General features: G+C 75.3%; 14 protein-coding genes and 1 tRNA gene. 9 read left to right on the top strand and 6 right to left on the bottom strand.

What is annotated here, in order from left to right; translation table 11 throughout:
- Positions 1 to 56 precede the first annotated feature (56 nt).
- The 3 genes from OKX07_RS02825 to OKX07_RS02815 all read right to left on the bottom strand — a co-directional run bounded on the left by OKX07_RS02825 (position 57) and on the right by OKX07_RS02815 (position 2,916).
- On the bottom strand, positions 57 to 1,142 hold the full coding sequence (locus OKX07_RS02825; RefSeq protein ID WP_265630352.1) for a hypothetical protein: 1,086 nt from the start codon (positions 1,140 to 1,142) through the stop codon (positions 57 to 59).
- An 89-nt stretch (positions 1,143 to 1,231) separates the two neighbouring features.
- Positions 1,232 to 1,870, bottom strand: a complete 639-nt coding sequence (locus OKX07_RS02820; protein ID WP_265630351.1) for an ABC transporter ATP-binding protein — start codon at positions 1,868 to 1,870, stop codon at positions 1,232 to 1,234.
- On the bottom strand, positions 1,858 to 2,916 hold the full coding sequence (locus OKX07_RS02815; RefSeq protein ID WP_265630350.1) for a peptidoglycan-binding domain-containing protein: 1,059 nt from the start codon (positions 2,914 to 2,916) through the stop codon (positions 1,858 to 1,860). The genes OKX07_RS02820 and OKX07_RS02815 overlap by 13 nt, the downstream gene beginning before the upstream one ends.
- Before the next feature lie 221 nt (positions 2,917 to 3,137).
- On the opposite strand from OKX07_RS02815, the gene OKX07_RS02810 reads away from it, so the two are divergent.
- The 4 genes from OKX07_RS02810 (at position 3,138) to OKX07_RS02795 (ending at position 5,591) form a co-directional block, all read left to right on the top strand.
- Positions 3,138 to 3,416, top strand: coding sequence for a hypothetical protein (locus tag OKX07_RS02810; RefSeq protein WP_265630349.1), 279 nt, complete (start codon positions 3,138 to 3,140; stop codon positions 3,414 to 3,416).
- A 14-nt stretch (positions 3,417 to 3,430) separates the two neighbouring features.
- Complete coding sequence (locus OKX07_RS02805; protein WP_265630348.1) at positions 3,431 to 4,078, top strand: hypothetical protein; 648 nt, start codon at positions 3,431 to 3,433, stop codon at positions 4,076 to 4,078.
- Entirely contained in the window at positions 4,066 to 4,548 is a 483-nt protein-coding gene (locus OKX07_RS02800; protein WP_265630347.1) for a hypothetical protein, read from the top strand. Before OKX07_RS02805 ends, OKX07_RS02800 begins: the two co-directional genes overlap by 13 nt.
- Before the next feature lie 257 nt (positions 4,549 to 4,805).
- Positions 4,806 to 5,591 (top strand): hypothetical protein, encoded by a 786-nt coding sequence (locus tag OKX07_RS02795; protein ID WP_265630346.1) that lies wholly within the window; start codon positions 4,806 to 4,808, stop codon positions 5,589 to 5,591.
- 143 nt (positions 5,592 to 5,734) lie between these two features.
- Here OKX07_RS02795 and OKX07_RS02790 read toward each other — a convergent pair.
- Positions 5,735 to 5,821 (bottom strand) — tRNA-Ser (locus OKX07_RS02790).
- 84 nt (positions 5,822 to 5,905) lie between these two features.
- On the opposite strand from OKX07_RS02790, the gene OKX07_RS02785 reads away from it, so the two are divergent.
- Positions 5,906 to 6,796 (top strand): Sir2 family NAD-dependent protein deacetylase, encoded by an 891-nt coding sequence (locus OKX07_RS02785; protein WP_265630345.1) that lies wholly within the window; start codon positions 5,906 to 5,908, stop codon positions 6,794 to 6,796.
- Positions 6,797 to 6,981: 185 nt separating this feature from the next.
- On the opposite strand, the gene OKX07_RS02780 is transcribed toward OKX07_RS02785, so the two are convergent.
- A complete protein-coding gene (locus OKX07_RS02780; RefSeq protein ID WP_265631784.1) occupies positions 6,982 to 7,413 on the bottom strand; it encodes a nucleoside deaminase in 432 nt (143 codons plus the stop codon).
- A gap of 177 nt (positions 7,414 to 7,590) precedes the next feature.
- Between OKX07_RS02780 and upp the strand changes: the two genes are divergently transcribed.
- On the top strand, positions 7,591 to 8,226 hold the full coding sequence (gene upp, locus OKX07_RS02775; RefSeq protein ID WP_265630344.1) for a uracil phosphoribosyltransferase: 636 nt from the start codon (positions 7,591 to 7,593) through the stop codon (positions 8,224 to 8,226).
- 287 nt (positions 8,227 to 8,513) lie between these two features.
- The gene (locus OKX07_RS02770) at positions 8,514 to 8,900 is read left to right on the top strand and encodes a hypothetical protein (RefSeq protein WP_265630343.1); all 387 of its coding nucleotides are present in this window, start codon (positions 8,514 to 8,516) and stop codon (positions 8,898 to 8,900) included.
- Positions 8,901 to 9,003: 103 nt separating this feature from the next.
- Here OKX07_RS02770 and OKX07_RS02765 read toward each other — a convergent pair whose 3' ends face one another.
- Positions 9,004 to 12,951, bottom strand: a complete 3,948-nt coding sequence (locus OKX07_RS02765) for a sigma-70 family RNA polymerase sigma factor (RefSeq protein WP_265630342.1) — start codon at positions 12,949 to 12,951, stop codon at positions 9,004 to 9,006.
- Positions 12,952 to 13,196: 245 nt separating this feature from the next.
- Between OKX07_RS02765 and OKX07_RS02760 the strand changes: the two genes are divergently transcribed.
- Together OKX07_RS02760 and OKX07_RS02755 are read left to right on the top strand one after the other, a co-directional pair.
- Positions 13,197 to 14,276, top strand: coding sequence for a hypothetical protein (locus OKX07_RS02760; protein ID WP_265630341.1), 1,080 nt, complete (start codon positions 13,197 to 13,199; stop codon positions 14,274 to 14,276).
- 60 nt (positions 14,277 to 14,336) lie between these two features.
- On the top strand, positions 14,337 to 15,089 hold the full coding sequence (locus OKX07_RS02755) for a phosphotransferase (RefSeq protein WP_265630340.1): 753 nt from the start codon (positions 14,337 to 14,339) through the stop codon (positions 15,087 to 15,089).
- Positions 15,090 to 15,105: the final 16 nt, after the last annotated feature.

Here is a 15,105-nt window from a genome sequence, read left to right as displayed (position 1 = left end):
AGCACGCAGTGTCGATGTGGTGAACGGCCCGGTGTGACGCACGCCTCGAGCCGCCGTCAGCGGTCCTTGAGTGCCGCCAGCGTCGGTGGACGCCACAGACCGATCGCGACCACGAGCGTCAGGGACAGGCAGAGCGCCACGGCGCCCGCGCGCAGCGCGAGGTCGAGCGCCAGGCTCGGCGGTGCACCGGTGAGCACCACAGCGCCCGTCGTACCGAGGGCCACGCCCCACAGCGTCCCGACGACGACGACGCACGCGCCCTCGGTCCAGCGGATCAGGACCCCGCCGCTCCAGGGCACACCGAGGGAGGCATACAGCGCGGCGCGGCCCCGCCGGGTCCACGCAACCAGGCACCAGACGAGCCCGACGAGCGCACCCGCGGCCGCGCCCGCCCAACGTGTCGTGCGGCCAGCGAAGGCGGCTGCGGGATCTTGCGCGAGCGGGCCCGCGGGGAGCCGGTCAGCGACGGTCACGGACGTCGTGCCCGTCTCGCCGAGGACCGCCGGGATCGCCGCGTGCAGGTCCTCGCGGTACTGCGGTCCGATCCGCACCCAGCACCCGTCAGCCGTGCCCGTCGGCGGGCTGATCGCGAGAACGCCGGTCGAAGCTCCCTCACTGAGCAGTCCGAGGTCGGCCACTGCGCCGACCGTCAGGACGCCGGCCGGAGCACCGAGCCGCGCCGCGGCCACCCGGTCGAGCTGAAGGTGGCTGCCCACCGTCCACTGCCAGCGGTCCGCGATCGCCTGCGAAGCGACGACCTCGGTGGCGGCGAGCTTCGGTACGCCAAGGAGGTCGAGCACGCCCGCGGTCGCGGTGACGAGGGTCTGGCTGCTCTCAGGTCGTCCGACGATCTGCGCAGCGCCGGGCCGCACGGACACGGCGGCGACGGCGCGCACCCCGCGGGCACCTTGGAGTGCCAGGCACGCCGGCACGTCGACGGGCCGATCGCCCGAGGAGATCGCCACGAGCAGGTCGCCACCGGCGTCGAGGTACTCCTGCTCGGCGCGAACCACGCGTGTCGCGGTGACGACGTCGAGCATCACCGCCCCCGCGATCATCGTCGCGACGAGGGCGACCAGGGTGACACCGAGGGTCGCACCGTCGCGCAGGTTGAGCACACCCTCGCGGAGTGACGACCGCACCCGCCACCCCCCCGCCCCCTTCACCCGGGGGCGTACGGGCCCGGCGTCGCGACCCGGTGCTGCCTCGGGCGGCGGCACCCGGAGCACGCTCATGCGGCGACGACCACGCCGTCGAGGATGTGGACCGTGCGGGTGCACCGTGCGGCGACCGCCGGGTCGTGCGTCACGACCACCACCCCGGCGTCGCGCGTGGCGTCGAACAGACCGTCGAGCACGACCTCGGACGTGGCGCGGTCCAGCTGACCGGTCGGCTCGTCCGCGAGCAGGAACGGCCGCCCGGAGACGAGTGCGCGGGCGATCACCACGCGCTGCACCTCACCGCCCGACAGCAGCCGCGTCCGGTCGTGCGCACGGTCCGCGAGGCCGACGGCCTCGAGCCGGGCGACGGCTTCCGTTCGCGCGTGCGCAGGAGTCGATCCACGGGTGAGGGCGGCCACGAGCACGTTGTCCAGCACCGAGCGCTCGGGCAGCACGTTGACGGTCTGCAGGATCCACGCGGTCAGGCGGCGCAGCTCGGCGGCCGACACCTCGTCGTCGTCGACGCGCACGGTGCCGCCGTCCGGGCGTACCAGACCGCCGAGGACCGACAGCAGCGTGGACTTGCCAGAGCCCGACGGTCCGAGGATCGCGACGCTCTCGCCCTCGTCGACGTCCAGGTCGGCACCGACGAGCACCGGCCGCGCGGCGCCGGGGTACCGAACGACCAGCCCGTCGGCTACGAGCCGCACGGTGTCTCCAGCCCGACCCGGCCGGGGTTGGACACCACCTCGGTGAGCGGCAGGTCCGGGCCGAGCTGGACGCTGCCGACGCCCCCGCCGACGGGGGCCACCTCCACCGGAGGCTCGTCGGGCGACCCGTAGACGCACAGCGTCCCGTCCGCGCCCTGGACGAGAGCCGACGCCGGGACGACCGCGACCTCGCGGGCCTGGTCGGCCGCGACGCGCGCCGTGCCCTCGGTCGCCGGGGCGAGCGCGGCGCGGACAGCCTCGACCGCGGCCGCGTCGTCGACCGATCCCGAGCCCGGCGCGTACGCGACGGTCGCGGCGCCCACCGTCAACGTCGCGGCACCGCCGAAGTCGCCGGAGGTCGCGATGCCCCCCTGCGGCTCGAGGACCACGACCGCGTCGTGCCGTGCCGGCCCGCTCAGCACAGGCACCCCGGGCGCGACCGCCGTGCCCTCCGTGACGAGGGCCTCCGCGACCGTGGTCGGCGTCGGCCCCACCCACACGACCGTCGCCGGGTCGAACCCCGCCACGGCGCGCCCCAGGCCTGCCTCGACGTTGAACTGCTCGACGGCGCGCCGCACCGCCGGACCGAACTTGCCGTCGACGGGACCCTCATACAGGCCGAGGGTCGTGAGGAACTCCTGGAGGCGCGCGACGTCAGGCCCTGAGTCACCCACCGCGAGCGCACGCCACGGGGGCGCGGCGGAGACCATCGCCCGGACGGGACGGTCGTCCACGCGCAGGACCTCGACACCGTTGTCGAGCGCCGCGCCGACCCGGGGCGCCGACGTGACCGTGCCGGCAGCGGAGGTGGTCGCCGCGCGGCCGGGGGCATCGCCGAGCTTGATCGTCACGCCCGTCTCGGCGCGCACATCGCTGTGCGTCACGGGGACGACGACCGCCTCGACCTGCGCCGCAGCACGGGTCGGATTGTCCGCGCGCGCGACCGCCCACCAACCACCGAGCACGAGCACGGGCACCACGAGGAGCCCGGTCAGCACGACCCAGGCGGTGAGGGGCGCGCCGTCGCGCCCGCTGCGACGACTCACGGCGGACCTTCCTCGGGGACGCAGATCCGCTCGACATCCAGTCATGAGCGAACGTGACATCGCAGGCTAGCGCCCCGAGGCCGGACCGACCAGAGCGTCTCAGGGTGCTTGTCGAGGTCATGGCGAAGCCGATAAGTTGCCCTGCGCAAGGGGGCTCCAGGCTCCCGATGACGCGGGCCGCCCAGACGTCAGGGGGAAAGCACATGCGCAAGAAGCCTCTCGTGGCCGTCCTGGTCGGCGCTGTCGTCGCGTCGGTGGGCCTCGCGGGCGCTGCCGCGCCCGCCAGCGCGGCGAGCTGCTTCATCACGAAGTACAACAACACGGCCTCGGACTACGCCCGGACGACCGACGCGAGTGGCGGGTGCAGCTCCGTCGGTGCGGCGCACTACTTCACGCCATGGGGAGGCGGTTCCCTCTTCACCGGGTGGAAGTACGGCGGCGACGTGGCCCAGACAGGTAGTGCGGCGGAGCTGACCTCCTCCAAGCACTCCGGTTCCTGATCCCGAGCCGTTTCATGTCGACGACGACTGGTCGTCCTCGCTCGGCGGCGGACGGGTGGCACCTGCCCCGGTCCGCCGCCGCCGCGGGCGTTGCGCTGCTCCTGCTCACGACGGCCGGTTGTGGCGCGCCGAGCACCAGCGAACAGGGCGCCGCCGATGAACCTGCCCTCGCCGCGCGTGCCGCCGGCGCCGACGCCAGCCAGGTCGAGATCCTCCAGGACGGCACCGTGACCTACGACGAGTACGAGTCCGCGATGAACCGGTCGTTCGAGTGCATGCGCGAGCGCGGCTTCGAGGTCAGGGTCAAGGGGACGGTGCCGTCGAACGGGGTCACGCTCCTCGACTACGAGGTCGAGGGCACCTCCTCCGGGACGGACCTGGAGTCAGAATCCGCTCGCGCCCTCATCGAGGAGTGCCGGACGACCTGGAGCACCGAGGTGGACAGGTTCTGGCAGGTGTCCAGCCCTGACGCGATCGCCTACGCAGAGCGTCGCGACGCCGCCATCAAGCCGATCATGCGCGCCTGCCTCGAGAAGCACGACGTCGACCTCCCCGACGACGCGACGATGCTCGACATGATCCACGCCGCGACGGACCTGCAGAGCAAGGACGAGGGGGCCGACTGCATCACCGAGAGCGGGTACACGACGTGGAAGGGCTGACCACACGCACGGCCCGGCGGCACGTCTTCCGGGCTGCAGCGGGCGTCACGCTCACGATCCTTGCGACCGCCGCCTGCACCGCGGAGCCCGAGCCGACGCTCGTTGACGTCGGCGCGATGCAGCTCGCCGGTCAGGGTGGGGATGCGCTCGAGGACCGTTGCGGCACCCTGCCCGCTCCTGAGGGCACGGCACTCGTGGACTGCGCCGACGGCTCCGGCTCGTCCGTCGCCGACGTCCGGCTCGACGCGGGGACGTACTCGATCGTGCTCCTGTGCGAGACGTCGGGGACGTACACGCTGCGGTCGGAGCACCCGCTCGACCTATTCGAGGACGTCCTCGTCGACTGCCCCGAAGGGGACGACCCCGTTGTCCGCCGGGCGTTCGACCTCGACGAAGCGACCCAGATGTCGCTCGGATCGGCCCCGGAGACGTCGGGAGCCAGTGTCGCCTTCCTCGTGCGAGAGAGCTGACGCGCACCCTCGACGATGAACCCCGGCAACTCATCTGGCGGGACCCCCGAGGGTCCTGCCAGTTGCCGATGCCCTGCGACCTCACGGCGACAACGCCTTCGCCGTTGACAGGTTTGAGAGGATCGACTCAGACGCCGAGTGCTCGAGGGAGGCCTGATGTCGAACCCGAGCGTCCTCGGCCGGGACGAGTCACCGTCGCCGGGGCAGGTCGGCCGCTCCTCCGACGCCGTCACAGCGGACCTGGGGAGGCGCTGACCGTGTCGCGGCTGACGTTCGGCAACGTCGTCAAGGTGGCGGCCGTCCTCGTCTTCCTGCCCCTGATCGCGTACCTGGTGCTCGTCATCGGCGCGGTGCGGAAGGACCTCAGGACGGCGCTGGAAGGCCTGCTCTACGCCGTGACGTTCTCCATGGCCGTCTTCGTGCTCGACGTCTGGGGACCGCCCGCCCTGCTCGCGCTGACGGCCATGGTCGCGTCGGGCGTCCGCTCCTGGCATCTGCGGGACCTGTGGCTCCCGGCGCGTCGCCGGTGGTGGAAGCGCGCCCTGGCCGAGGCATCCACCGTCGTCGATCGGGCACGCACGCGGCACACCATCGTCGTCGCGGGGTCGGAGCACCTGCCCTCGTCGGTCGCGTGGGTCCGCCTGCACGCCGACCGGAACAGGCGCCGCCTGCCGGGCGACACCCACCGGACCGTGCTGCAGATCTGCCAGGTCCTGGACGACGTGATCGCGGCCGAGCAGCATGAGCGCACCGCAGACCCGCGGTTCGAGTACGAGTTGGACGCGATGGCCCGCGAGTACCTGCCCGCAGTCCTCAGGAACTACCTGGCGATCTCGCCGAGCAGGGTGCACGAGCGCCAGCCCGACGGGCGCACCCCCGTCGAGGAGCTGACCCAGCAGCTGTGGATCCTGTCGGGCCAGGCCGACGCTCTCGACGCGAGCCACCACCGACGCCTGACGGCGGAGCTGAGCACGACCGGCATCTTCCTCCGGGACAAGTACGGACACCGCCAGCCGGAAGGCTCCGACACCCGCGTCTTGTGACGACCGCCGCGGCGGGGTCCCGACCGCGGCATGACCGCCCGTGCGATCGTCCAGAACGACAGAACCCCCCGCGGGATGCCCTTCCGGGCCCCCGCGAGGGGTTCTGTCACTTCTCGGGCCTGAGCTTCGTCAGTACCCCGCGGCGGTAGCGGTGGGATTTGAACCCACGGTGGACTTTCACCCACACACGCTTTCGAGGCGTGCTCCTTAGGCCGCTCGGACACGCTACCTCGGCGGCTCAGAGTACCCGCTCGGCGCTCAGCGACCCAATCCGCCCCGGCGCCTCCCGGCCGGGCCCGTCGTACCGTGGACGCGTGAGCACGCCGCCGGTCGCCCCCGCCTCGACGGGCACCCTCGCGGACGTCGTCGCCCTGCTCGCGGGGTGTCGGCTGACGGTGCTGACGGGTGCGGGCGTCTCGACGGACTCCGGCATCCCCGACTACCGCGGCCCGGACTCACCGCCGCGCACGCCGATGACGTTCCAGCAGTTCGTCGGCGACGCGGCGTTCCGCCGGCACTACTGGGCGCGCAACCACGTCGGGTGGCGGCACGTGCACCGCACGCAGCCCAACGCGGGGCACCGGGCGCTCGCCGCGCTGGAGGCCCGGGGCGTCGTGCACGGGGTGATCACGCAGAACGTCGACCTGCTGCACGAGGCCGCGGGCTCGCAGCACGTCATCGACCTGCACGGCCGCTACGACCGCGTCGCGTGCCTGCGGTGCGGGCGCGTGGTGCCGCGCTCGGCGCTCGCGGAGCGGCTCGAGGCGCTCAACCCGGGCTTCGCCGAGCGGGTCGGCGTGGTCGCGGACGTCGAGATCGCGCCCGACGCCGACGCGGTCGTCGAGCAGACCGCCGACTTCCGCGTGGAGGCGTGCTGGGCGCCGGACCCGGACGGGGCCGCACCGCGGTGCGGGGGGCTGCTCAAGCCGGAGATCGTGTACTTCGGGGAGAACGTGCCGCGCGAGCGCGTCGACCGGGCGTTCGCGATGGTCGAGGCGGCGGACGCGCTGCTCGTCGCGGGCTCGTCGCTGACGGTGCAGTCGGGGCGCCGGTTCGTCCGGCACGCCGCGCAGACCGGCCGGCCCGTCGTCGTCGTCAACCGCGGCGCGACCCGCGGCGACCGCTACGCGGACGTCCGCCTGGACGCCGGCACGAGCGAGACCCTGACGGCCCTGTCCACCACCCTCCCCACCCCACCCCCCTGACCCACCTCGCGCGCCCCACCCCCGCGCGCCCCACCCTCCGCGAGTGCGGGGGAAACACGTCGAGTACGGGGGAAACAACCCCCGCACTCGTGCGGTAGCCCCCGCACTCGCGGGAAGGCGGTGCGCGGGGGGCGCGTGGAGGGATGCGCCGGGAGAGGTGCGCGGGCCCGTCGTCGGAGGTGGGGTCAGCGGTGGGGGTGGAAGAAGGTGCGCAGGAGGTCGGCCGACTCCGCCGCACGGACGCCTGAGACCACCTCGACGCGGTGGGGGGAGCGGCGGTCGCGCACGACGTCCCACTGCGAGCCGCACGCGCCGGCCTTCTCGTCCCACGCGCCCAGCACGAGCCGTTCCACGCGGGCCTGCAGCAGCGCACCCGCGCACATGAGGCACGGCTCGAGGGTCACGACGAGCGTGCAGCCGTCCAGCCGCCACCGGCCGAGCGTCGCGGCGGCCGCCCGCAGCGCGACGACCTCCGCGTGGCCCGTCGGGTCGCCGTCCGCCTCGCGCACGTTGCGCCCGCGGCCGACGACGGCGCCGTCGGGACCCAGCACGACGGCGCCGACCGGCACGTCCGCGCTCCCCAGCGCGGCCCGCGCCTCGGCCAGCGCGAGGTCCATCGCGGCCTCGTCCGCGGGCGTCGCGAACGGGGACGGCGCGCCGACGACGACGTCCGACGACCCCTCCACCCCGCACCTCCCCGTCCTGCGGACCGCACCCGAACCGGCCGTACCCGATCCGGACACCCGACCTGCGACCCGGGCGGTCGGGGGCATCCTCGCACTACCCTGGCCGACATGCGCCTGCACGTCGCGGACCACCCGCTCGTCGCCCACAAGCTCGCCGTCCTGCGGGACTCCGCCACCCCGAGCCCGATCTTCCGCCAGCTCGTCGACGAGCTGGTCACGCTGCTCGCCTACGAGGCGACGCGCCACGTGCGCACGCGGGAGGTCGAGGTGGTCACGCCCGTCGCGACGACGACCGGCGTGAAGCTCGCGGACCCCAGCCCCATCGTCGTGCCGATCCTGCGCGCCGGGCTCGGGATGCTCGAGGGCATGACGCGCCTGCTGCCGACCGCCGAGGTCGGGTTCCTGGGCCTGCAGCGCGACGAGGAGACGCTCGAGGCGATCACCTACGCCAACCGTCTCCCCGACGACCTGACGGGCCGGCAGTGCTTCCTGCTGGACCCGATGCTCGCGACGGGCGGCACCCTGGTCGCGTCGATCGACTACCTGCTGCAGCGCGGCGCGCGCGACGTGACGGCCGTCTGCCTCATCGCCGCGCCCGAGGGCATCCGGGTCGTCGAGCAGTTCGTCGGGGACCGGGCGGACGTGCAGGTCGTCGTCGCGGCGGTCGACGAGCGTCTCGACGAGCACGCGTACATCGTCCCGGGCCTCGGCGACGCGGGCGACCGCCTCTACGGCATCGTCTGACACCCGACGGGCGCGCCGTCCGCGGGGCTTCCTGGACCGCTGACCAGGGCGTGGGCACGATCCCACGGCCTGAGACGGGGCTCGTAACCCCTTGGGGTGATACCTCCGGACGTGCCACGATCGTCCCTGTGAGCACCGTGAACCTCGTGACGACCTGCGTCGGCCCCGGCCGCGCACGCCCGTCCGGGTGGCATCCGGGCTGCTGTCGGGCCTGACCCGACCGCCGGACCGCCCATCCCGCCGACCGCCTCCGGCCTCACCGCCGGTCGCTCACGGAGACCACCACCATGACCACACCCGCTCGTCTGCGCGCCCGTCGCGCCGACCACCGCCCTGCTCCCCGTCCCGTGGCGCCCGTCGCACCGCCGACGCTCGGCCACCGTGCCGGCTTCGTGCTCTACGTCAGCCTCCCGGACGATGGACCCGACGATGCCGGCACCCCGCCCCGTCCGACCAGCGCGCAGCTCGCCGAGACCGCCGACCTCCTGCGCGAGCTCGCGCAGGAGGCGTTGCCGGGCTCGGAGACGTTCGCGGCGATCTCGCTCGCCCCCGGCACCACCGGGGACGAGCGCGGCGTCGGCGACCGCCTCACCCACCTGCGGCTCCTCGCCCCGGTGGACGACGCGGCGCCGGGCGCCCCTGACGTCCTCAGCGGCTCGGGGGACGCCCGCTGAGGACACGCGCTGCCGAGCCGGGGCCCGGGATCGGGGGACCCCGACCGGCTCGGCAGCGCACCTTCCCGGTCCGGCACCGACGTCGGCCGGCGGGCCGCCGACGTCAGCCGGCGGGCGTCGTGAGCAGCGGCGGTGACGCCGTGCGGACCGTGACGACCCCGATGAGGTACTGGTCGCCCGCCGTGCTCGGGGTCAGCATGCCGACCCCGGACGGCAGCGTGACCTCGGCGAAGCCCTTGGCGTCGACGCCAAGGGCGTTCGGGTGCATCCAGCCCGTCGCGGTCGAGTCGAGCGCGTTGGCAGCGGACCCGCCGCCGACCACACCCGTCCCGTCCCACCGCATGGGGGTAAGCGCGCCGACGCCCGAGAGCGTGAGCCGGTCGCCGGTCGTGCCGCGGTCGCCGTCCCACGCGACGACGCCGATGCGGGTGCGCGCCCCGGCCTCCCCGACGAACGCGAACGCGGGCGCCGTGGAGTTGGAGCCGATCCACGCGCCGCCCTCGTGCACCGTCACCGACGACTCCCCCGCGGTGCCCGGCGCGGCCTGCGTGCCGTGGACGACGACGAGCGACCACCCGGCGTAGTAGCTGGGGTCGCGGTCGGTCCGACCGGCGCTGACGGCGGCGTCGGCGAGCGACCACGCACCGGCACCGCCGCGCGCGACGAGGTCGGTGACGTCGACGGACGCCTGGTAGTACTGCCGCTGGCTGCTGTCCGTCACCCGGGTGACGGACTCGGCGGTGACGTCCGTCCACACGCCGTCGGGGCCGAGGAGCCTCGCGGTGTCCAACGCCCCGCTCCAGGAGTCCGCGGAGCCGCGCACGGCCGACCAGTACAGCCCGGCCCACACGACCGGTCGCGCGTCGCGCACCTCGAGCCCCGTCGTCGAGGACACGGGGATCGTCGCGCGCGCGCCGGGGGGTGCGGCCTGGTCGAGCGGTCGCATGTCGAGTCCGTTGTTGTCGCGCTCGAGGCGCACGGCCGAGCACGTGGCGCCGTAGGAGTCGACGCAGCCGAGCAGCGGCGCACCCACCTCGGTGACCTCGAGGTCGCCGACGCCGGACCACACGGGCGTGAGGTTGGCCGACGGCACGACCACCCGCGTCGACGCGGACGCGGGCGCCGCGCCCGTCGCCGTGACGCGGACGTCGAGGCTGCCGCGGACCGCGCCCGCGGCCCGGAGGTTGAGCTGCACGGGCACGTCGGACCCGGCGGGCAGGTCGCCGAGCGGGCAGGTGACGACCGATCCGGCGGTCGTGCACCCGGCCGTCGGGGTCCCCACGGCGAGCGGGTCGGTGGTGACGCCGGGCGGCAGGGTCACGGCGGCGCGCACGTCGGAGGCGGCCGCGGCGGGTCGGCCGTCCTCGCGCTCGCCGGCGACGTGGACGACGAACGCGAGGACGCCACCGTTGACGGTGTCGACGACGGCCGTGGTGTCCGTGACGGACAGCACGGGCTCGATCGCGGTGAGGGCCGTCGTGGTGGGCGCGGCGGGCACGTCGGCGTCGTCGCCGACCACCGCGACCGTCACCGGGCCGAGGTCGCCCACGGTGCCCGCGGGGGCGCCGAGCGTCGCGACGACCTCACCGCGTGCCCCCGCCGCGAGGTCGCTCGCGCACGTGCCCGTCGCGTCGGCGAGCGTGCACGTCCAGCCGTCACCCGCGACCGCGGTGAGGTCGACGCCGACGGGCACGGTCAGCGAGACCGTGGCACCGCCCGCGGTCAGGTCCCCGCCGTTGGCGACGGTGACACCCAGCGTCGCGTCGGTGCCCGGGGCGACGTCGAGGGCGGTCGGCGCCTCGACGGTCAGCGTCGCGGGCCGCACGACGGTGTAGGCGACGTCGTGCGTCTCGACGGGCCGGTACGCGGACGGCGTGAGGCGCAGGTGCATCGAACCGGCGGCGGGGGCGCCGTCCGCAGCGGCGAGCGTGAGCGCGAGCGTCGACCGCTCGAACGCCGCGAGCCCGGCGTGCTCGCACGTCAGCAGAGGGCCCGTGCCACCCGTGCACGTCCAGGGCGCGGAGGCCGTGGCCGTGACGCCGGACGGCAGGGCGAGCTCGACGACGGCCGGCACCTCGGTGACCGCCGTGCCCCCGGCGTTGCGCACCGGCAGGTCCAGGGTGCGGGTGCGCCCGGTGACCAGCTGCACCTCGGTCGGCACCTGCTCGTCGAAGGCGAGCCGCGGGGGCGAGGACGCGACGTGCATGCGGATCGGTGCCGGCTCCCAGGTGCGACCGCCGCCGGTGATCCGCAGGCTCACGACCTCGTCGCCGGAGGAGAGGTACGACTCGTCGACGGTGACGCGCAGGGCGAGGACCGCGGCCTGACCGGGCGGGAGCTCGCTGAGCACGCACGTCGCGGAGCGCCCCTCCTCGCTCGTCACGCACTGCCACGCGGTGTCGGCGGGAGCGAACCCGAAGCCGAGGTCCGCCACGGCATCGGCGTCGAGCGTCACTCCGAGCGGCAGGTCGACCTCGGCGACCAGCTCCGCCGCGGGCAGCCCCCCGGCGTTGCTCACCGAGAGCTCGATGGCCTGACCCGCCGCGCCGGCGGTCAGCGCAATGCCGCCGTCGGGGCCGACGACGACGACGTCGGCGGGCGCCGGCGGGGGCGACGGGGTCGGGGTGGGCTCCGCGGTGGGTGCGGTGGTCGGGGCGGTCGTCGGCGCAGTGGTCGGTGCGGTCGTCGGCCCCGGCGTCGGGCCGGCGGGCACCACGGGCGGCGCACCGGGCGGCGGGCCGGCCAGGGGCGGGGACGTCGGTGCGCTGCTCGGCCTGGCGCCCGGCCGCGCGTCGTCGTCGTCCGCGGTCGGCGCCGCTGACGGGGAGACGGACGGGAGGGTGGTGGCGGACGGCGTGCTGCCCGGGGTCGCGGTCGCCCCGGGCCTCTCGGACGCCGACTCGGAGGCCCCGGACACGTCGGGCGAGGGCCCGGCGACCGGATCGGGGCCGGACAGCAGCTGGACCGCACCGACGATCGCGGCGGCGACGACCACGACAGCCGCGACGGCGATGGCGATCGCGCTCGCCGACATGCCCGCGACCACACCGGCCGCGCCCGTGGCCGTGGCCGTGGTCCCGGCAGCCGCCGTGCCCGCGGCCGCCGTGCCCGCGGCCGCCGTGCCCGTGGCGCTCGCCCCAGCGCTCGACGCACCCGCGCCCGCAGCACCCGAGCCGCCCGACGCGGCGGCAGGGGCGGCGGGCTGGCCGAGCGCGACCGCACCGGCGGCGAGCCCGCCGCCGACCGGCAGGTCGTGCGCGAGCGCACCGAGGCCGAGCAGCCCCAGGACGAGGGGGGCGACGACCGCGCGCATCCCGTGGTTGACGTCGCCGAGCTCGAGGACGAGCGCCCGGCACTGCGCGCACTCGTCGAGGTGCGTCTCGACGTGGCCCGTGTCGCGGGCGGCGAGGCCCCCACGGACGTACGCACCGAGCTTGCCTGCGACGGCGCGGCAGCCGTCGTCGAGGGGGTCCTGCAGGTGCTGCTGGAGGTACGCCTGGCGCAGGCCCTCGCGGGCCCGGTACGCCAGCGCGGCGGTGCTGTTGGCGGACAGGCCGACGATCGGCGCGATCTGGGCGGGCGTCAGCCCCTCGACCTCGCTGTGCCACAGGACCTCGCGCCACCGCTCGGGCAGGGAGCGGAACGCGCGGGCGACCACGCTGCGCTCGAAGCCGGCGAGCGTGGGCTCCTCGGCCGTCTCGACCGGTGTCGACGCGGTCTCGAGGGTCGCGACGTCGTCGGTGGGCTCCGCGCGGCGGCCGGCGGTGCGGTGCACGGTGGCGACGCGCCGCACGACGGTGAACAGGTACGCGCGGAAGGCGGACTCGGGGCCGACGCCGCCGAGCAGCGCGCGGTGCATGTTGGCGAACGCGTCCGCGACGACGTCCTCGGCGTCCGCGGCGGAGTCCGTGTACTGCCGGGCGACGACGAGCGCGGCCCCCGCGTGCCGCTCGTACAGGTGCCCGAATGCCGCGGCGTCACCCTCCCGGGTGGCTCGCAGGAGCGCGGCGTCATCCTCGATGACCCCGCCCTGGTTCGCGCCTACTACCACGCGCAGTCCTCGTCATGTGCTCGTGAGGTCGCCGTCCACCGGGCCACCTCGCCGGTACAGAGTGCCATAACCGACCGAAGGGATGAACAGGACGCGGAGTCCTGGCTATATCCCCCGTCGGAGCCGGTGTGCACGGCACTCCACGGGGGCAAACGTTCTCGGCCGTCATCGGCCCCGCAGGTCCGTCTGGGTGAAAAGTCCGCAGAACCGCGTCACGATCCGCCCCGGCGCCACTCTCATCCGGTGTGACGACCAACATCGGCAAGGACGGGTACGCCGTGCCCGAGGGGCTGCGGGAGCGCTGGCGCGAGGAGAGCGTCGCGTCGGTCTGGCGACGCCCCTCCGACTGGTACCACCCCGCGGTCGACGCGCTCGCCGTCGCCGTCCTCGCGGACGCCGACCCGTCGGCGGCCGCCTGGGAGCTGGGCCGGGCACGCGGCGAGCACGGCGTCGGCATCGGCGAGGCGCTCGACGACCTCGTCTGCCTCTACCGCTCGACGGGCCGTGCGACCCCGCCCATGGACGCGGTCCGCGCCCTCAACGAGGGCTGGTCGGACGCGCAGGCGGCGCTCGTCACGACGGGCGCGTGCGTGGACCCGGAGACGGGCCTGCCCACGCAGCAGTACCTGGGGGTGCGGCTCTCGGAGGCGTACCTCGAGGCGGAGCAGGACGACGTGGACCCGGCGATGCTCCACCGGCTGGCGGTCGTGGACGTCGCCGCCGGCCACGTCACCGGCATGATGCGCGCGGCACGGTCCGCGGCGGTCGGCGCCGCGCTGCGCGAGGCGTTCGGCACGGGGCACCCGATGGCCACGCTCGGCGGCGGTGTGTTCGTCGTCCTGACGCGGACCGACGACGACGTGGACGCCCGGGTCGCGGACCTGCGCGCGGACATCGCGCGTCGCTGCGAGGACATCGACGTGCGCATCAGCGTGCGGCAGCCGGTGCGGGTGTGGGTGGAGCCGCTGCCCGAGTCGCACGCCGAGGCCGTGCACCGGCTCGCGTCCCTGGCGCGGCCCGAGCCGTGGGCCGGCATCCCGCGGCCCGCCGGGCCGCACGACCAGGACGTCCCCCGACCCCAGCACGCGCGACGGACGGGCGCGGGCACGGCGATCGGGCAGATCGGCTCGGCGCTGCCGCCGGGGCTGCTGTCGGCCGACCTGTGGCCCGGTGGCCCGAGCGGTCTCCCCCGGTCCGCGGCGGACGGCTCCGCGGCGGACGGCTCCGCGGCGGACAGCTCCGCGCCGGGGCGGCACGTCGACCGGTCGCGCCCGCCCGAGGGCCACGCCGAGGGCCCGCAGGACGGGACCGGGCCGACGCCGTAGGTCGCCGCCGCCCGGCGGCACCCCGCGACAGGTCCTGCGCTCAGCGCTACCGTCGGTCTCATGTCACCCGCCGACGTCGTTCCTCCGGACGCGGCGCCGCCCGCCGAGGTGCCCGGTCCGCTGCTGGCCTCGGGTACCTCCGCCGACGTGTACGCGCTCGACGACGAGCGCGTGCTCCGGCGCTACCGGGCCGGCCGCGACGCGACACCCGAGGTCGAGCTGCTGCGCCACGTGCGCGCGCACGACTTCCCCGCCCCGGACGTGCTCGACGCGTCAGGGTCCGACATCGTCATGCGTCGGCTGCACGGCCCGACGCTGCTCCAGGCGCTGGGCGCGGGCGAGATCTCCATCGCCGACGCCGCGCACACGCTCGCGGCCCTGCACCACCGGCTGCACCTGGTCCCCGCACCCCCGTCGTGGGCCGTGCCGGCGGACCACGACTGGCCGCAGCTCGACGGCGGCCCCGTCGTGGTGCACCTGGACCTGCACCCGGGCAACGTCATCCTCACGGAGTCGGGGCCGGGCGTCGTCGACTGGGCGAACGCACGGGCCGGGACGGCGGAGCTCGACGTCGCGCTGACCGCGGTGCTCGTGGCCGAGGTCGCGGTCGACGCGGGCGGCGACTACTCCCAGGCGGCGCGGGCGCTGCTCGCCGCGTTCCTGCACGCGAGCGACGTCTCGCCGCTGGCCGCGCTCGACGACGCGGCGGCGCTGCGCTCGGTCGCGCCCGTTCTGCTGCCGGGTGAGCGCGAGCTGGTCCCGGAGGCGGCGGCCCTGGTCCGCGCGCTGCTGGAGCTCACCGCACGCCTCTGAGTCGCGCGCGGGGTGC

This window comes from Cellulomonas sp. S1-8, from assembly GCF_026184235.1.
Lineage (GTDB): Bacteria > Actinomycetota > Actinomycetes > Actinomycetales > Cellulomonadaceae > Cellulomonas.
This window is presented reverse-complemented; position numbering and strand designations above follow the sequence as displayed.